Origin of the sequence: Luteimonas dalianensis, assembly GCF_049339425.1 — a bacterium.
Taxonomy (GTDB): Bacteria; Pseudomonadota; Gammaproteobacteria; order Xanthomonadales; family Xanthomonadaceae; genus Luteimonas; species Luteimonas dalianensis.
The window spans coordinates 22,221-39,986 of sequence record NZ_JBMPPO010000004.1 but is presented as its reverse complement, the minus strand read 5'-3'; the positions used below and the strand labels follow the sequence as shown (position 1 = coordinate 39,986).

The window sequence follows — 17,766 nt, the reverse complement described above, 5'->3', positions numbered from 1 at the left end:
GGATCGGCGGAGCGGGCTGGAACGCCCGTGGCAAGGTACGAAAAAGAATCCACAATTCTAAGGCAAGCGGTTTTTTCATGCCCAAGCTCGACAGTTACCTGTTCCGCGAATTCACCCAGTCCACCTTCGCGGTGCTGGTGGTGCTGATGGTGGTCAGCCTGGGCGGGGTGTTCGCCGACGTGCTGGGCAACATCGCCCGCGGCCGGGTGCCGGCGGGGATGATGCTCTCCCAGCTCGGCCTGCAGGTGCTCAACTACCTGCCGCTGGTGCTGCCGCTGGGCCTGCTGCTGGGCCTGCTGATGTCGGTGGGGCGGCTGTACCGGGATTCGGAGGCGCCGGTGATCACCGCGATCGGGGTCGGCCCGGTGCGGATGCTGCGGCCGGTGCTGATGCTGCTGGTGCCGATGGTGCTGGTGATCGCGGTGTGCTCGACCTGGCTGGGGCCGTGGGCGCGGGACTATTCGGCGCGCATGATCGAGGCCGGCAGCCGCAGCATGCTGATCGCGGGGCTGGAGGCCGGCCGCTTCGTGGAGGTGCCCGGCGGCGGCGGTGTGGTCTACGTGGGCGGGATGTCCGGCGACGGCACCCAGATGGCGCGGGTGTTCGTCTACCAGCAGGAAGGCGAGCGCATGGACGTGACCACCTCGGCCACCGGCCACCTGCGGGTGGAGCCGGACGGGGAGCGCTACCTGGTGCTGGACGACGGATTCCGGGTCGAGGGGCCGCAGCTGGAGGGGCTGGATTTCCGCCTGATGCGCTTCGCCAGCAACGAGCTGCGCCTGCCCGAGGCCGACCACAGCCGCGACGAGGCCGATCCGGAGCTGATGCCCACCCTGGCCCTGTTCGATGACGCGCGGCCCGAGGCGCGCGCCGAGCTGCATTACCGCCTGGCGCCGCCGCTGCTGGCGCTGGGCTTCGGCCTGCTGGCGGTGCCGCTGGCGCGCAGCCCGCCGCGGCAGTCGCGCTATGGCCGCACCATGCTCGCCTTCCTGGGCTACTTCGTCTGCGTCAACCTGATGATCCTGGGCCAGGACTGGCTGGCCGAGGGCACGATTCCGGTCGGCCTGGGCCTGTGGTGGCTGGTGCTGCCGGTGCTGGTGCTCGGGACGTGGCTGTATTTCGCCGATGGCCGGCTGCGGCGCTCACCCTGGAGGCGCCGCGCATGATCCGGTTCCCCAGGCTCCATGACCTGTACGTGGCGCGCGTGGTGATGACCACGGTGCTGCTGACCTGGGCCGTGCTGACCGGGCTGGATTTCATGATCAGCGGCCTGCTGTCGGAAATCGACGACATCGGCGAGGGCAATTACGGCTTCGTCAGCGCCCTGACCTACGTCATCTACACGGTGCCGCGGCGGGCCTACATCATGTTCCCGACCGCGGCGGTGATCGGCACCCTGATGGGACTGGGGGTGCTGGCGGCCAGCTCCGAGCTGACCGCGCTGCGCGCGCTGGGGCTCTCGCGCAAGCGCCTGAGCGCCTCGGTGGCGGTGCCGCTGCTGGTGCTGACGGTGGTGATGGTCCTCAACGCGGAGACCCTGGCGCCGTGGGCGCAGCGCAGCGCCGACACCATGAAGGGCGCGGCCAAGTCCAGCGACCTGATCGTGGCCCGCTATTCGGGCCTGTGGGCGCGCGAGGGGCAGACCTTCCTCAACGCCCAGGGCGGCCAGGAGCGCACCGAGGGCGGCCGCCAGGTGCTGGAGTTGCAACAGGTGCGGCTGTTCGAGTTCGACGAGGGCGGCCGCCTGGCCTCGGTGGCCAATGCCGCCAGCGCCGAGCATGACGGCGACGGCTGGCTGCTGCGGGACGTGCGCCGGGTGTGGTTCGAGGAGCGCGCGGTGTCCGAGACCGAGGTGATGGAAGAGCGCTGGACTTCGGAACTGGACGCGGCCGCGCTGGCCACCGCCGGCAACCTGTGGCGCCCGCGCTACCAGAGCGCGGCCGACCTGCGCAGGGGGATCGACTACCGCCAGCGCAACGGCCTGGACGCCGCCGAGTACGAGGAGCACTACTGGGGGCGCTGGTTCTATCCGCTCAGCGTGCTGGCGCTGGTGCTGGCGGCGATTCCGTTCGCGTTCGGCAGCCTGCGCAGCGGCGGGCTGGGGCGCAGGCTGTTCATCGGGGTGGTGTTCGCGCTGGGCTTCTGGCTGCTGCAGAACCAGTTCGTGCGCATGGCGGGGGTGTACCGGTTCGACTTCCGGATCGCCTACATGATCCCGCCGATGGTGATGCTGGCGGTGTCGTTCCTGCTGTTCCGGCGCCGCAGCGGCTAGCTGCGGCGGGGCCGCTCAGTCGATGCCGAGCTTCTTGAGCTTGTAGCGCAGGGCGCGGAAGGTGATGCCCAGCGCGGCGGCGGTGCGGGTCTTGTTGTAGCGGTTTTCCTGCAGCGCCTGCTGGATCGCCGCGCGCTCGATCTCCTCGATGTAGGAGGGCAGGGCGGAGGAGGCGGTGTCGTAGGGGCTGATCCTGGCCGGGTCGGTTTCCGGCGTGGTGGCCTCCGGCCGGGACTGGCGCGCCTCATGCCGGGGCAGCTGCAGGTCGTCGGCCTGGATGACCTCGCCGTCGGCCAGGGCCAGGGCGCGTTCGAGGATGTTCTCCAGTTCGCGCACGTTGCCGGGGAAGCCGTAGCCCTCCAGCGCCTGCAGGGCGCCGTCGGACAGGGTCGGCACGTCGCGGTGCATGGCCTGGGCCAGGCGCTTGAGGATCGCGGTGGACAGCAGCGGCAGGTCGCCGGTGCGCTCGCGCAGCGGCGGCACGTGCAGGCCGATCACGTTGATGCGGTAGTACAGGTCGTGGCGGAAGCTGCCCAGGTCGACCAGCCCGGAAAGATCCTTGTGGGTGGCCGAGAGGATCCTCACGTCCACGCCCACCTCGTTCTGGGCACCCACCGGGCGCACCTTCTTCTCCTGGATCGCGCGCAGCAGCTTGACCTGCATCGACAGCGGCAGCTCGGCGACTTCGTCCAGGAACAGGGTGCCGCCGTCGGCGGACTGGAACAGCCCCGGCTTGTCGGCGTGGGCGCCGGTGAAGCTGCCCTTCTTGTGGCCGAAGAACTCGCTTTCCATCAGCTCGTTCGGGATCGCGCCGCAGTTGACCGGCACGAACGGGCCGGCCGCGCGCGAGCCCTGGGCGTGGATGGTGCGCGCCACCAGCTCCTTGCCGGTGCCCGACTCGCCGCTGATGTGCACCGGCGCCTGGCTGCGGGCGACCTTGGCGATGGTGCGGCGCAGCCCGACCATCGCCTCGGACTCGCCGAACAGGCGGCCGGCCTCGTCGGGCTGCTCCTGCTGGCGCTGGCCCAGCTCGAGCGCCTGGCGCACCAGGCCGCGCAGCATGTGCACGTCGACCGGCTTGCTGACGAAGTCGAAGGCGCCGGCCTTGAGCGCTTCCACCGCGGCCTCGACGTTGCCGTAGGCGGTGATCACGGCCACCGGGGTCTGCGGGAAGCGGGTGGCGATCTCGGCCACCAGCTCCAGCCCGGAGCCGTCCGGCAGGCGCATGTCGGTCAGGCACAGGTCGTAGGCCACGTTGCCCAGCATCTGCCGGGCGGCGCCCAGGTTGGGCGCGGTGTCCGTGCGCAGGCCCATGCGGCCCAGGGTCAACACCAGCAGTTCACGGATGTCGTGTTCATCGTCGACGATCAGAACGCTGCTGTTCTCACTCATGGGCGCGACCGGGGGCAGGCAGGGGAAATCCAGTGCACATTGTGCCTTGGATCACGTCCAACGTAACAGTTTGGGGCCGATATTGCCCGGCTGGGGCGGTTTTTTGCCCGGCGCGGGTCAGGCCCGGTCGCGCGCCAGCAGCGGGTTGCGCCCGGCCAGGGTGATCCGGAAACAGGCGCCGCCGCCCGGAACCGCCACGTAGTCCAGGCTGGCGCCGTTGGAGCGGCACAGCTCGCGGGCGATATACAGGCCCAGGCCGGTGCCGTGCTCGGAGGTGGTGAAGAACGGGCGTCCCAGCTGGGCGGCGATCGCGTCGGGCACGCCGGGGCCGCGGTCGCTCACCTCCAGCACCGGACGCCCTTCCAGCTCGTCCACCGACAGCGTGATCCGGGCGGCTTCGGAGGGAAGGCGGCCGTAGTTGATCGCGTTCTGGGCCAGGATGGTCAGGATCTGCTGCAGATGACCGGGGTCGAACACCCCGGTCAGCGGCCGCTCGCGGCCGGCGACCCGCAGGCTGCCGTTCTCCGGGGTCATGGTGCGCGAGAACTCGTCCACGAACCTGCGCGCGAACGCCACCAGCTCAAGTTGCTCGCCCATGGCGCGCTCGCGCCGGGCCAGGCCCAGCACGCTTTCCACGATACCGTTGGTGCGCTGGCACTGCTGGTGGATGATCTCCAGCAGCCGGCGGTCGCTGTCGGGCAGGGCGGTGGACTCCTCCAGCAGCTGCACCGAATAGTTGATCGCCGCCAGCGGGTTGCGGATCTCGTGGGCGAGGCTGGCCGAGAACCGCCCCATCGCCGACAGGGTCAGCGATTCGGCCCGGCGCGAAACCAGCGAGGCGTCGTCCAGGAACACCAGCACGGTGTCGCTGTCGCTGAGCAGGCGGGTGAAGCGCGGCTGCACCTCCAGCTTTTCGTGGCCGTAGGGCATCGGGGTGTCGTCGGGCTCGCCGGTGCGCAGCCACTGGGTGAGGCGGGCGGCAAGTTCGGGCGACAGATCTGCCAGGTTGCGGCTGTCCAGGCCCCGGTCGGACTCGCCGTACAGCTGCATGGCCGCCTCGTTGGCCAGCCGCACCCGGCGGGTACCGTCGACCATCAGCACCCCGGTGCGCATGCGGCGGATGATCAGCTCGTTGATCCCGGCCAGGCTCTCGGCCTCGGCCCCGCGCCGGTCGGCCAGGTCCTGGCTGGCGCGCAGGCGTTCGCCGAGCAGGAAGGTCAGGGTGACCATGGCGAAGAAGCTGAAGGTGAACATCAGCAGCTCGGCCAGCGGCCGGTCGGCCGAGCCGCCGGCGAGCCGGCTCCAGACGAACTCCACCAGCAGCGCCACCGAGGCGAACGCGGCCACCGCCAGGCTCGCCCGGAGCGAAAGGAACAGCGCCGCCGCGCCCAGGTTGAACACCAGCATCAGGGCGATGCCGGGCCCGGCCTGGGGCAGGGCGTGGGTGACCAGCGCGGCCACCACGATGTCGGCGCACACCCCGACCAGGGCGATCTCGCCCATCCGGGTGTCGGCGCGCCGCGACCACAGCAGCAGCGCGATCGCCGCCGGCACGTAGGCCAGGCAGGCGGCGATGGCCAGGGCCAGGTTGCGCGGCTCGCCGATCAGGGCCTCGCCCGGGCCGAACACCATCAGCGCCAGCAGGCTGGCCTCGAGCAGGCGGTAAAGCGAGAACAGGTACAGCTCTCGCCGCAGGACGCGCTGGGTGTAGGCGGGCTGGGAGAAGATCGAGAGCAAGCGCGGGCCTGTCGGACGCCGGGGCGGGTACAGGCGCGAGTATAGGCCCGGGGCGGCCGGGCCCGGGCGCCGGGGCGGGTGCTTTTGCCCGGATCGGCCGCATCGGCGAGAATAGCGGGCCGGCCCGGCCGTGCGCCGCGTCCGTCCCCTCCCACGCATGGATTCCACATGAACTTCCACGAATACCAGGCAAAACAGCTTTTTGCCGACTACGGCATCGCCGTTCCCGCCGGGCGCGTCGCGCGCTCCCCCGAGGAGGCCGTGGAGGCCGCCAAGGCCATCCCCGGTGACCTGTGGGTCGTCAAGGCGCAGATCCACGCCGGTGGCCGCGGCAAGGCCGGCGGCGTGAAGCTGGCAAGGACCATGGACGAGGTGCGCGACTACGCCAAGGGCATGCTCGGCACGAAGATGGCCACCTACCAGACCGCCGGCGTCGAGCTGCCGATCGATTCGGTGCTGATCTCCGAGGGCACCGACATCGACAAGGAGCTGTACCTGTCGGTGCTGGTCGACCGCGGCACCCAGTCGGTCACCTTCATCGCTTCCAGCGAGGGCGGCATGGACATCGAGCAGGTGGCCGCCGAGACCCCGGACAAGATCCAGACCCTCAACGTGAACTACGTGCAGGGACTGCAGCCCTACCAGTGCCGCGACCTGGGCTTCGCCCTGGGCCTGAACGCCAAGCAGGTCGGCCAGCTGTCGAAGATCATGCTGGGCCTGTTCAAGCTGTTCAACGAGAAGGACCTGGCCCTGGTGGAGCTCAACCCGCTGGCCATCCTCACCGACGGCAGCCTGGCCGTGCTCGACGGCAAGGTCGACTCGGATGACAACGCCGCCTACCGCCATCCCGACCTGGTGGCCATGCGCGACATCCGCCAGGAAGACGAGACCGAGGTGGCCGCCAGCCAGCACGACCTGAACTACGTGACCATGGACGGCAACATCGGCTGCATGGTCAACGGCGCGGGCCTGGCCATGGCCACCATGGACGTGATCCAGCTGGAGGGCGGCTCGCCGGCCAACTTCCTGGACGTGGGCGGCGGCGCCACCAAGGAGCGCGTGACCGAGGCGTTCAAGCTGATCCTCTCGTCGGACGACGTGAAGGCGATCTTCGTCAACATCTTCGGCGGCATCGTCCGCTGCGACATGATCGCCGAGGGCATCATCGCCGCGGTCAAGGAAGTGGACGTCAAGGTGCCGGTGATCGTGCGCCTGGAAGGGACCAACGTGGACGCCGGCAAGGAGCTGCTGAAGAGCTCCGGCCTGGCGATCACCCCCGCCGACGACATCAACGACGGTGCCCGCAAGGCCGTCGCCGCGGCCAAGGCCGCCTGACCGAACTCCAAGGATCCTGACGAAATGAGCGTTCTTGTAAACAAAGAAACCAAGGTGATCGTGCAGGGCTTCACCGGCCAGCAGGGCACCTTCCACGCCGAGCAGATGCTCGAATACGGCACCAAGGTGGTCGGCGGCGTGACCCCGGGCAAGGGCGGCAGCGAGCACCTGGGCCTGCCCGTGTTCAACACCGTGGCCGACGCGGTCAACGAGACCGGCGCCAACGCCTCGGTGATCTACGTGCCGCCGCCGTTCGCGGCCGACGCGATCCTGGAGGCGGCCGAGGCCGGCATCCAGGTGATCGTGTGCATCACCGAGGGCATCCCGGTGCTGGACATGCTGCGGGTCAAGAAGACCCTGGTCACCACCTACCCGGACACCGTGCTGGTGGGCCCGAACTGCCCCGGCATCATCACCCCGGGCGAGTGCAAGATCGGCATCATGCCGGGCCATATCCACCAGCCGGGCAAGATCGCGATCGTGTCGCGCTCGGGCACGCTGACCTATGAGGCGGTCAAGCAGACCACCGACGCGGGCCTGGGCCAGTCGACGGTGATCGGCATTGGCGGCGACCCGATCAACGGCCTGAACTTCATCGACTGTCTGAAGCTGTTCCAGGACGACGCCCAGACCGAGGGCATCATCATGGTCGGCGAGATCGGCGGCAGCGCCGAGGAAGAGGCGGCCGAGTTCATCGCCCAGTACGTGACCAAGCCGGTGGTGGGCTTCATCGCCGGTGCCAGCGCGCCGAAGGGCAAGCGCATGGGCCACGCCGGTGCGATCGCCTCAGGCGGCTCGGGCACGGCCGAGGGCAAGTTCGCGGCGATGGAGAAGGCGGGCGTGACCACGGTCAAGTCGCCCGGCGACCTGGGGCCGGCGATCGCCAAGCTGCTCAACGGCTGATCTCGCGCCAATGCAGGACAGCGAAAAGGCCGCCCGGAAGGGCGGCCTTTTTCATGGGTCTTCTTTCAGGCCTAGGGTGCTGCTTCTTCGCTTTGGCTCGCCCGTGACCTGACGGGCCCCGCCGTAGCGCAGCGCAGGCCGGGGGACATGGAGCCTGAAGGGCACCCCCGCCCGGTGCCCCCGCATCACGTCAAGCCCGTTTTCTTCGCCTGTCGGGAAAAAGCCTATTTCAGCTTCGCAGCCTTGCGCAGCGCCTCGGCGCGGTCGGTCTTTTCCCAGCTGAAGGCGGTCGCGGTCTCGGACTTCTTCACCACCTCGCCGTTCACCGTTTCGTCCCAGCGGTAGGTGTACTCGAACGGCTTGCGGCCGAAGTGGCCGTAGGCGGCGGTCGGCTGGTAGACCGGGTGGATCAGGTCGAGCATGGTGACGATGCCGTACGGGCGCAGGTCGAAGTGGGCGCGGATCAGCTTTTCGATCTGCGCGTCGCTGATGCGGCCGGTGCCGAAGGTGGTGACCGAGATCGAGGTCGGCTCGGCCACGCCGATGGCGTAGCTCAGCTGCACCTCGCACTTGTCGGCCAGGCCGGCGGCCACCACGTTCTTGGCCACGTAGCGGGCCGCGTAGGCGGCCGAGCGGTCGACCTTGGAGGGATCCTTGCCCGAGAACGCGCCGCCGCCGTGGCGGGCCATGCCGCCGTAGGTGTCGACGATGATCTTGCGCCCGGTCAGGCCCGCGTCGCCCACCGGGCCGCCGATCTCGAACTTGCCGGTGGGGTTGATGTGCAGCTTCTTCTTGGGCAGCGCGTCCAGCCACGCCTTGGGCAGCACCGGCTTGAGGATGTGCTCGCGCACGCCCTCCACCAGGTCCTTCTGCTTCACGCCCGGATCGTGCTGGGTCGAAAGCACCACCGCGTCCAGGCCGACGATCTCGTTGCCGTCGTAGCGCAGGGTGACCTGGCTCTTGGCGTCCGGGCGCAGCCACGGCAGCGGCGAATTGCGCTTCTTGCGCACCTTGGCCTGCTGCTCGACCAGGCGGTGGCTGTAGTAGATCGGCGCCGGCATGTACTCGGGCGCCTCGTTGCAGGCGTAGCCGAACATCAGGCCCTGGTCGCCTGCGCCCTGCTGCTCGGGGTTCCTGCGATCCACGCCCTGGGCGATGTGCTGGGACTGCTTGCCGATCAGATTGAGCACGCCGCAGGTCTCGCCGTCGAAGCCGACCTGCGAGCTGTCGTAGCCGATGCCGGTGATGACCCGGCGCACCAGCGCCTCCAGATCCACCCAGGCCGAGGTGGTGACCTCGCCGGCCACGATCGCCACGCCGGTCTTGATCAGGGTCTCGCAGGCCACGCGGGCGCGCTTGTCCTGGGCCAGCATGGCGTCCAGCACGGCGTCGGAGATCTGGTCGGCGACCTTGTCCGGATGGCCTTCGGACACCGACTCGGAGGTGAAGAGGTAGCTCGACATCGCCATATCCTTGTATTCGGATGGAAAGATAGTCGCGAATGATACTGCCCGCGGGGCAGGATTGCATGATGGCCTGGAGGCCATTGGGGCGGGGTTAAACTGGCCGCCCCCCGCATCGCTGACCCACGACACATGACACAGATGCATATTCCCGACGAGCAGCTCGGCGAGCAGGAGCTGGAGGAGCTGGAAGCGCTGGCCCATGAGTGGGCCGGGCACGGCGGCATGCCGCTGGAGGCGCTGGACGGGTATTTCTCCGCGCTGATCGCCGGCCCCGGCCCGGCGCCCATGCCCAGCGAGTACCTGGCCGCGGTGGTGGGAGAGGACTACCAGTGGGCGGGCCGGGAGCAGGCGTCGCGTGCGCTCGAACTGCTGACGGGGTTCTGGAACCACGTCGCCTGGCGGATCGCGCAGCCGATCCCGGACGATGACGACGAGTCCGACGAGGCGATGGAGGCGCGCATGATGCTGCTGCCGATGCTGGCGCTGCCCGAGCCGGAGACGGAGGGCGAAGGGGACGAAGTGGCCGACGATGCCGATCCGTTCGACGGCATCCCGCCCGAGTTCCCGGTCGGCGCGCTGTGGACGTCGGGCTTCCTGCAGGGCATGTCGCTGCGCTCGGACGGCTGGGAGCAGTGGATGCAGGCTGACGAAGACCTTGCCGCCGACCTGCAGGATCTTTCGCGCCTGGCCCTGGTCGACCCCCGCCAGGCCGAGGAGCTGGGCGAGGACTGGGACGCGCGCTACGGCCTGGAGGAGCGCCTGGGGCTGCTGACCATGGTGCCGGGACTGCTGAACGACCTGTACCTGTCGGGGATGGAGGAGCAGGCGGCCGGCAGCGAGCCGATCCGCCGCGAGCCGCAGCCCGGTCGCAACGATCAGTGCCCGTGCGGCAGCGGCCGCAAGTGGAAGAAGTGCTGCGGGGCGCCCACCCTGCACTGATCCGGGCGCCGGGCCCGGCCGCGCTGTCACCGACCTGCCGCACGGCTGCCATCCGGATGTCTTGACCACGGCGCAGCATGCGTGGCGGCTGGAGGCCGGTGACCGCGCGCATGCTTCAGGTCGAAGAACGACTGCAACGCAACTTTCCGCACTGGTTCAGGGGCCGGCGGGCGCGCATCGCGCGACCGCTGCTGCGCACCGCAGGGCGCTGGTCGCGGCTGGATGCGGTCGACGCCTTCCTGGCCGGTCACGGCCACCTGGACGGCTTCGCGTTCGTGTCGGCGGCGCTTGCGCACCTCGGCGTGCGCTACCGCATCGACGATGCCGACCTGGAGCGCATCCCGGCGCAGGGAGCGCTGCTGGTGGTTGCCAACCACCCCTCCGGCGCGCTGGACGCGCCGGTGCCGCCGGAGCTGGTTGCAGAAGCGATCGCCGGTACCGAGCTGCTCGGCAGCACCGCCGACCGCATGCAGATCCGGCTGGCCAGCTGCGCCCCCGGCTCGCCGCTGCTGCGCGAGATCGGCCGGCTGCGCGAGCTGACCTTCCGCAGGGTCGGCGAGGGCACCGGGCGGCGGCTGGACTTGGATGCGTACGACGCCCACTACCAGCACATCGTGGTCTGGGACGCCGCCGCGCAGCGGATCGCCGGCGCGTACCGGATCGCACGCGGGGCGCGGGTGCTGGCCGCGCGCGGGCTGGACGGGCTGTATACGGCGTCGCTGTTCCGCTACGAGGACGCGGCGATCCCGCGGATCGCCGAGGGGCTTGAGCTGGGGCGCAGCTTCGTGACGCCCGAATACTGGGGCAGCCGCAGCCTGGACTACCTGTGGCAGGGCATCGGCGCCTACCTGCGCCGGTACCCGGGGGTGCGCTACCTGTTCGGCGCGGTGTCCATCAGCGCGGCGCTGCCGCTGCAGGCCCGCGAGCAGCTGGTGGCGTACTACCAGCGCTACTACGGCGCCGGCGACACCTTCGCCAGGCACGCCAACCCGTTCGAATACTTTGCGGCGCCGCCGTGCTTCGGCGACCTGGACGCGCAGACCGCATTCGGGTGATGGGCGGAACCGGGATTGGATCGGGCCGGCAAAGGACGGTGTTCGTCTCCGACGTGCACCTGGGCTCGCGGCATTGCCACGCCGACGCGCAGGCGCGGTTCCTGTCGGGACTGGAGTGCGAGCGGCTGTACCTGGTGGGCGACATCGTCGACCTGTGGTGGATGGCCAGGCGCCGCGCCAGCTGGCACCAGGCGCACAGCCGGGTCGTCCAGGCGCTGCAGGAACTGCACCGCGCCGGCACCGAGATCATCTACATCCCCGGCAACCACGACCGGCCGGTGCGCAGCATCTGCGGGCTGATGCTGCCGGCGATGCAGGTGCGCCGGCGCGCGATCCACGTCACCGCCGACGGCCGCCGGCTGCTGGTGGTGCATGGCGACGAGTACGACGGCATCACCCACTTCGGCGGGCTGCAGGAGAAGTTCGGCGACTGGCTCTATTACCGGATCCTGACCGGCAACGGCATGCTCAACGCGGTGCGGCAGAAGCTGGGGATGCGCTACTGGTCGCTGTCGGAGTTCCTCAAGCGCCGCAGCACGGCGGCCGAGCGCTATATCGAACGCTTCGTGCAGGCCGGGCTGGACGATGCCGCCACCCGCGGGCTGGACGGGATCGTGTGCGGGCACATCCACCGCGCCGCGCTGGTCGAGCGCGATGGCCTCATCTACGCCAACGACGGCGACTGGGTGGAGAGCCTGACCGCGCTGGCGGAGGCGCACGACGGCAGCCTGCGCCTGCTGGCCCACACTGGCGAGGTGCTGGCCGAGCTGCCGCCGCGGCTGCGGCTGGTGCACGACGGGGGGCTTGCCCGGGCGGCCTGAGCCGGGCCCTCCCCCCTACAATGGCGGCATGGATTCGCTGAGCCAGATACTGCTGGGCGCTTCGGTCGCCGCCATCGCCGTTCCCGCCGCCCACCGCCGCGCCGCCCTTGCTGCCGGCGCCGTGCTGGGCACGTTGCCGGATCTTGATTCGCTGCCGCTGTGGCTGCTGACCGACGACCCGGTGGCGCTGATGACCCTGCACCGCGGCGCCAGCCATTCGCTGCTGGTGCTGCCGTTCGTGGCCTGGGCGGTCTGGTGGTTCTTCCGCCGCCGCGGCGGCCGGGTCGCGCAGGCGCCGGGGCGCTGGTTCTGGGCGATCACGCTGGCGCTGGTCACCCATCCGCTGCTGGACGCGTTCACCGTCTACGGCACCCAGCTGCTGTGGCCGCTGCCGGTGCGGCCGGTGATGTGGTCGAGCCTGTTCATCGTCGATCCGGCGTACACGGTGTGGCTGCTGCTGGGGGTGGTGGTGGCGCTGTTCGCCGGCCCGCGCATTGCGGCGCGGAATGCGCTGGCGGCGGGGCTGGCGCTGAGCACCGCCTACATCGGCTGGTCGCTGGTGGCCAAGGCCATGGTCGAGCGCGAGGCGCAGCGTTCGCTGGCGGCGATCGGCCTGGCCGACGCGCCGCGGTTCTCGGTGCCGATGCCGCTCAACACCCTGCTGTGGCGGGTGGTGGCGATGACGCCGGACGGGTTCGTGGAGGGTGAGCGCTCGCTGGTGGCCGACCGCGGGCCGATCCGCTTCCGCCACCATGCATCGGACGTGCGGGCGTTCGGGGACGCGGGCCACGTTCCGGCGCTGCAGCGCCTGGCGTGGTTCAACCACGGCTTCATGAAGGCGCAGGTGCAGGACGGCCGGCTGCTGCTGAGCGACCTGCGGATGGGCGCCGAGCCCGACTACAGCTTCACCTTCGCCGTGGCCGAGGCCGATGGCGGCGGCTGGCGCGCGATCCCGCCCGAGCAGCTGCGGTGGGATCTGCCGCGCGGAGACCAGCTGGCGGTGATGTGGGAGCGGATCTGGAACCAGCCGCCGGTACACGAACCCGGCGCCGTGCAGGGCATCGGCGCTCCTGGCCCTTAGCAGGCGGCAGAAGCCGCGGTCAGGCGGCGACGGGCAGGGCGGGAGGCACGCCCGCGATCAGCGCGTCGAAGTAGTCACGGGTCAGCGCGATCTGGGAGTCGGCGGCCTGGGCCTGGTTGACCACCGCGCGGAAGGCCTGGTTTTCGGGCCTGTCCTTGGCATACCAGCCCAGGTGCTTGCGGGCGATGCGCACGCCGGCCTGTTCGCCATGGAAGGCGTGCAGCGACTCCAGGTGTCCGATCAGGATGTCGCGCACCTCCACCAGCGCCGGCTCGGGGAGCTGCTCGCCGGTGGCCAGGTAGTGCGCGACCTCGCGGAAGATCCACGGCCGGCCCTGGGCCGCGCGGCCGATCATCACCGCGTCGGCGCCGGTATGGCGCAGGACTTCGGCGGCCTTGCGCGGCGAGTCGATGTCGCCGTTGGCGATCACCGGGATCGCCAGCGCGGCCTTGATCGCGGCGATGGTGTCGTATTCGGCCTGCCCCTTGTAGTGCTGGTCGCGGGTGCGCCCGTGCACGGCCAGCGCGGCGATGCCGCTGTCCTGGGCGATGCGCGCGATCACCGGGGCGTTGCGATGGCAGGCGTCCCAGCCGGTGCGGATCTTCAGCGTCACCGGCACCTCGACCGCGGCCACCACCGCTGCCAGGATCCGGCCCACCAGCGCCTCGTCGCGCATCAGCGCCGAGCCCGCCCACGCGCTGCACACCTTCTTGGCCGGACATCCCATGTTGATGTCGATGATCTGCGCGCCCTGGCCGGCGTTGTGGCGCGCAGCCTCGGCCATGGCCGCCGGCTCGGTGCCGGCGATCTGCACGCTGACCGGGTCGGGCTCACCGGCGTGATCCATGCGCTGCAGCGACTTGCGGGTCTTCCACAGCCGCGGATCGCTGGTGGTCATCTCCGACACGGCCAGCCCCGCGCCCAGCCGCTTGCACAGCTGCCGGAATGGCTTGTCGGTGACCCCGGCCATGGGCGCCAGGATCACCTTGGGCTGGATGTGGTGCGGGCCGATGCGCATCGGGCGATTGTACCGCCGGGCCCGGCGGCTATTGCTCCGGCGGCTCCTGCGCCGGGGGCGCGGACAGCTGCGGTTCGGCCGCCGGGTGCCGGCGGGAGATGAAGAACCCCCACAGCGCGATGAACAGCGCCGCGATCATCGGCCCGGCGACGAAGCCGGTCAGGCCGAACATCGCCAGCCCGCCCAGGGTAGACAGCAGCACCAGGTAGTCCGGCATCCGGGTCTCGCGGCCGACCAGGATCGGGCGCAGGATGTTGTCGATCAGGCCGATCACCACCGCGCCCACCACGATCACGATCACGCCCCTGACGATAGACCCGGTGGCCAGCAGCCAGATCGCCACCGGCCCCCAGACCAGCCAGGAGCCTACCGCCGGCAGCATCGACAGGAAGGTCATCACCACCCCCCACAGAACCGCGCCGGGCACCCCGACGGCCCAGAACAGGATCCCGCCCAGCCCGCCCTGCACCATGGCCACGATGAGGTTGCCGCGAATGGTGGCCTTGACCACCGAACTGAACCTGGCGACCAGGCCGTCGACGTAGGCGCGCTCCATCGGAATCGCCTGTTCGATCAGCCCGACGATGCGCTCGCCGTCGCGGAAAAAGAAGAACAGCAGGTAGAGCATGACCGCGATGGTGACCAGCATCTGCAGGGTGTTCTGGCCGATGCTGAGCGCCTGGGTGGCGACGAACTGCAGCGCCTGGGTCGCGGCCTGGGCCGCGCGCTCCTGCAGCGCGGCCATGTTGTCGATGCCCAGCCGCTGCAGCCACTCCAGCGCCCACGACGGCGTGCGCGCACCGATGCCTCGCAGCTGCTGCGCCAGGGAGCCGCCGTCGTGGGTGAAGCGGGCGTAGATCTGGGCCACTTCCTGGATCACCGACATGGTGATCAGCCAGATCGGGATGATCACGATCAGCACGCAGATCAGCAGCGTGGACAGCGCCGCCAGCGTCCGGCGGCCGGACAGGCGGGCGAGGAGCGACTGCTGGATCGGCCAGAACAGCACCGCCAGCGCCGCCGCCCAGAAGATCGCCGCGTAGAACGGCCGCAGCAGGAACAGGAAGGCGAGGCTGACGCCGGCCAGCGCGACCAGGAAGGCGCCGTTGTGCAGTGAGGAGTCTTTCATGGCCGGTGGTCGCGCTGGATGCGTCGGAAGTTAGCAGGGATCGCCGGCTGCTGCCCGTCAGCCGCCGAAGCGCTCCAGCACCTGGGCGCGCCAGGGCATCGCCGAAGCCGCCCCTGGGCGCTCGGTTGCCAGCCCGGCCATGCGTACGGCGTAGTGGACGTGACCGGCAAACGGCGCCTGCGGCGCCATGGCCAGGCCGGCCGCGAGGGCGCCGTTGAAGGCGTCGCCCGCGCCGGTGGTGTCGACCGGCTGCACGCTGGCTGCCGGCACCCGCTGGTACGGATGCGCGTCGCCGCGCAGCCCGCCTTGGGCGTGGGAAATAAAGGCCCCTGTCGCTCCCAGGGTCACCACGACCGTGCCGTGCGGCAGCAGGATGCGGCAGAGCCGATGCAGCCGGGCATCGTCCATCGTGGCCACCTTGGCGGCATCGATCTGCTCGCCGGCGTGGGCCGCGAGCAGGGCGGCGAACTCGGTTTCATTGGGCGTCAGCACGTCGCTGGCGGCCAGCAGGCCGGCCGGGCAGTCGGCGTTGGCCGGGGCGGGGTTGAGCACGGTGGTGGCCCCGCCGGAGCGGCCCGTCCGCAGCGCCTGCAGGATACTGTCCGCCGGTGACTCCAGCTGGGCCAGAACCACCGCCGCCGCCGCGCCCAGCGCCGCGGCCTGGGAATCGATGAAGGCGATGTCCAGGTCGGCGTTCGCGCCGGCGCCGATCACGATGCTGTTGCGGCCGGCCCCGTCAACGTAGATCCCGGCGGTGCCGGTGGGCGCCGCGCTGGCGGCCGGGCGCAGGTCGATCCCGTCCGCCTCGGCCAGCGAGCGGGCCAGCGCGCCGCCGGCATCGGCGCCGATCGCGCACAGGAACACGGTGTCCGCACCCGCCCGCCGCGCGGCCACCGCCTGGTTGAAGCCCTTGCCGCCCGGGCCGGTGGAGTACTCGCCGGCCAGGGTCTCGCCGGGGTGCGGCAGCCGCGGCGCCCGCCACACGTGGTCGACGTTGAACGAACCCACCACCACGACCCGGCCCATGGCGCGTGCTCCTCAGACGAACTGCGTCAGCATGCCGGCGATGGTGGCGGTCATCAGGGTCACGATCGAGCCGCCCAGCACCGCGCGCAGGCCGAACCTGGCCAGATCCGCGCGCCGGTTGGGGGCGATGCCGCCAACGCCGCCGATCTGGATCGCGATCGAGCTGAAGTTGGCGAAGCCGCACAGCGCGTAGGTCGCGATCACGGTGCCCTGCGGGGTCAGGCTCACGCCCTCGACGTTGCCACGGATGATCTCGCCCAGCTGCACGTAGGCGACGAACTCGTTGAGCACCAGCTTGGTGCCGATCAGCCCGCCGATGGTGTGCGCGTCCTGCCAGGGCACGCCGATGACCCAGGCCAGCGGCGAGAGCAGCACGCCCAGCAGCGCCGATAGGTCGGTCGGCCGGCCCATCACCTCCTGCAGGCCGGTGGCCTCGCCCAGCCACACCAGCGGCGCGTTGAGCAGGGCGATCAGGGCGATGAACGCCAGCAGCATCGCGCCCACGTTGAGCGCCAGCTTGAGGCCGTCGGCGGCGCCGGAGGCCGCCGCGTCGATCACGTTGGCGGTGGTCTTTTCCACCTCGATGGCCACGCTGCCCCGGGTCAGCGGGGTTTCGGTCTCGGGCTTGAGGATCTTGGCGATCACGATCGTCGCCGGCGCCGCCATCACGCTGGCGGTGATCAGGTGGCGGGCGAAATAGGCCTGCTGGGCAGGATCGTCACCGCCCAGCAGGATGACGAAGGCGCCAAGCACGCCGCCGGCGATCGTCGCCATCCCCGACACCATCACCGTGAGCAGTTCGGACTGGGTCATCTTCGCCACGTAGGGCCGGATCACCAGCGGCGCCTCGGTCTGGCCGACGAAGGTGTTGGCGCTCACCGCCAGCGTTTCCGCGCCGGACACGCGCATCAGCCGGGTCATGCCCCAGGCCATCGCCTCCACGATCTTCTGCATGATCCCCAGGTGGTAGAGCACGCTCATCAGACTGGCGAAGAAGATGATGGTGGGCAGCACCTGGAAGGCGAAGATGAAGCCGAAGCGCGAGGTGTCCATGAGGTCGCCGAAGATGAACGTCGCGCCTTCCGCGGTGAAGCCGAGCAGGAGCACGAAACCGCGCGACACCGCGCCGATCACCGCGCCGAAGTAGGGAGCCGACAGCACCGCGGCCACGGCCGCGACCTTCAGCGCGCCGCGGCTGAAGCGTGCCGGGGCCTGGGGAGCGGCGCCGTTGCGCCGGGCGAGGGCCTCGGCCAGCACCAGCAGCGCGGTGGCGGCCCAGCCGGCGATCGCCAGCCGCGGCAGCCACTGCAGCACCGGCGGGCTGACCGAGCCCAGCCAGGCCAGGAAGGTGTCGCCAAGCAGCACCAGGCCCGCGAACACGATCTGCAGCACCACCCCGGTGGCGACCAGCGGCCACGACACGCCGCGCTTGTTGTCGGAGAACAGCCAGGTGATCGCCAGCAGAACAGCCAGTCCCAGGAGGCCGAAGCCGACCCGCATCAAACCTTCCATCCGCTGTCCCCGGGACCGTGATCGATCGCGCAGGGTAGGCGAGGCGGGGCGATCGCGGCAACATTTGCACCCTGCCGCAG

At 70.4% G+C, this 17,766-nt stretch carries 14 protein-coding genes and 2 pseudogenes; 8 read left to right on the top strand and 8 right to left on the bottom strand.

All coding sequences use genetic code 11. The features are described from left to right. The first annotated feature begins 77 nt into the window (after positions 1 to 77). Both lptF and lptG read left to right on the top strand, forming a co-directional pair. Entirely contained in the window at positions 78 to 1,166 is a 1,089-nt protein-coding gene (gene lptF, locus ACOZ90_RS06845; RefSeq protein ID WP_422892903.1) for an LPS export ABC transporter permease LptF, read from the top strand. Continuing rightward, positions 1,109 to 2,272, top strand: coding sequence for an LPS export ABC transporter permease LptG (gene lptG, locus ACOZ90_RS06840; RefSeq protein ID WP_422892902.1), 1,164 nt, complete (start codon positions 1,109 to 1,111; stop codon positions 2,270 to 2,272). The genes lptF and lptG overlap by 58 nt, the downstream gene beginning before the upstream one ends. A gap of 15 nt (positions 2,273 to 2,287) precedes the next feature. On the opposite strand, the pseudogene ACOZ90_RS06835 reads toward lptG, so the two are convergent. The 3 genes and pseudogenes from ACOZ90_RS06835 to ACOZ90_RS06825 form a co-directional block, all read right to left on the bottom strand. After that, positions 2,288 to 2,452: pseudogene (locus tag ACOZ90_RS06835) on the bottom strand (helix-turn-helix domain-containing protein); the annotation flags it as partial. A gap of 62 nt (positions 2,453 to 2,514) precedes the next feature. Next, a pseudogene (locus ACOZ90_RS06830) lies at positions 2,515 to 3,664 on the bottom strand (sigma-54-dependent transcriptional regulator); the annotation flags it as partial. A 117-nt stretch (positions 3,665 to 3,781) separates the two neighbouring features. Beyond that, on the bottom strand, positions 3,782 to 5,401 hold the full coding sequence (locus tag ACOZ90_RS06825) for a sensor histidine kinase (RefSeq protein WP_422892901.1): 1,620 nt from the start codon (positions 5,399 to 5,401) through the stop codon (positions 3,782 to 3,784). Positions 5,402 to 5,569: 168 nt separating this feature from the next. Between ACOZ90_RS06825 and sucC the strand changes: the two genes are divergently transcribed. Beyond that, on the top strand, positions 5,570 to 6,736 hold the full coding sequence (gene sucC, locus ACOZ90_RS06820; protein WP_422892900.1) for an ADP-forming succinate--CoA ligase subunit beta: 1,167 nt from the start codon (positions 5,570 to 5,572) through the stop codon (positions 6,734 to 6,736). A 24-nt stretch (positions 6,737 to 6,760) separates the two neighbouring features. Continuing rightward, a complete protein-coding gene (gene sucD / locus ACOZ90_RS06815; RefSeq protein WP_422892899.1) occupies positions 6,761 to 7,639 on the top strand; it encodes a succinate--CoA ligase subunit alpha in 879 nt (292 codons plus the stop codon). A gap of 224 nt (positions 7,640 to 7,863) precedes the next feature. Here sucD and metK read toward each other — a convergent pair whose 3' ends face one another. Continuing rightward, positions 7,864 to 9,102 carry a methionine adenosyltransferase gene (gene metK, locus ACOZ90_RS06810; protein WP_422892898.1) on the bottom strand — a complete coding sequence of 413 codons (1,239 nt, stop codon included), beginning with the start codon at positions 9,100 to 9,102 and terminating at the stop codon, positions 7,864 to 7,866. A 132-nt stretch (positions 9,103 to 9,234) separates the two neighbouring features. Here metK and ACOZ90_RS06805 point away from each other — a divergent pair, with 132 nt between their 5' ends. The 4 genes from ACOZ90_RS06805 to ACOZ90_RS06790 all read left to right on the top strand — a co-directional run bounded on the left by ACOZ90_RS06805 (position 9,235) and on the right by ACOZ90_RS06790 (position 13,001). After that, on the top strand, positions 9,235 to 10,044 hold the full coding sequence (locus ACOZ90_RS06805; RefSeq protein WP_422892897.1) for a UPF0149 family protein: 810 nt from the start codon (positions 9,235 to 9,237) through the stop codon (positions 10,042 to 10,044). 110 nt (positions 10,045 to 10,154) lie between these two features. After that, complete coding sequence (locus ACOZ90_RS06800; protein WP_479724351.1) at positions 10,155 to 11,099, top strand: GNAT family N-acyltransferase; 945 nt, start codon at positions 10,155 to 10,157, stop codon at positions 11,097 to 11,099. Beyond that, on the top strand, positions 11,099 to 11,920 hold the full coding sequence (locus ACOZ90_RS06795; protein WP_422892896.1) for a UDP-2,3-diacylglucosamine diphosphatase: 822 nt from the start codon (positions 11,099 to 11,101) through the stop codon (positions 11,918 to 11,920). The genes ACOZ90_RS06800 and ACOZ90_RS06795 overlap by 1 nt, the downstream gene beginning before the upstream one ends. 28 nt (positions 11,921 to 11,948) lie before the next feature. Then, on the top strand, positions 11,949 to 13,001 hold the full coding sequence (locus tag ACOZ90_RS06790; RefSeq protein WP_422892895.1) for a metal-dependent hydrolase: 1,053 nt from the start codon (positions 11,949 to 11,951) through the stop codon (positions 12,999 to 13,001). Between the two features lie 19 nt (positions 13,002 to 13,020). Here ACOZ90_RS06790 and dusB read toward each other — a convergent pair whose 3' ends face one another. From dusB to ACOZ90_RS06770, 4 genes are read right to left on the bottom strand one after another with little or no spacing between them, the layout of a single operon-like run. Further along, positions 13,021 to 14,019 carry a tRNA dihydrouridine synthase DusB gene (gene dusB / locus ACOZ90_RS06785; RefSeq protein WP_422892894.1) on the bottom strand — a complete coding sequence of 333 codons (999 nt, stop codon included), beginning with the start codon at positions 14,017 to 14,019 and terminating at the stop codon, positions 13,021 to 13,023. A 28-nt stretch (positions 14,020 to 14,047) separates the two neighbouring features. Then, positions 14,048 to 15,148, bottom strand: a complete 1,101-nt coding sequence (locus tag ACOZ90_RS06780; protein WP_422892893.1) for an AI-2E family transporter — start codon at positions 15,146 to 15,148, stop codon at positions 14,048 to 14,050. Positions 15,149 to 15,205: 57 nt separating this feature from the next. After that, positions 15,206 to 16,174, bottom strand: a complete 969-nt coding sequence (locus tag ACOZ90_RS06775) for a ribokinase (protein ID WP_422892892.1) — start codon at positions 16,172 to 16,174, stop codon at positions 15,206 to 15,208. Between the two features lie 12 nt (positions 16,175 to 16,186). Further along, positions 16,187 to 17,686 carry a NupC/NupG family nucleoside CNT transporter gene (locus ACOZ90_RS06770; protein ID WP_422892891.1) on the bottom strand — a complete coding sequence of 500 codons (1,500 nt, stop codon included), beginning with the start codon at positions 17,684 to 17,686 and terminating at the stop codon, positions 16,187 to 16,189. Positions 17,687 to 17,766: the final 80 nt, after the last annotated feature.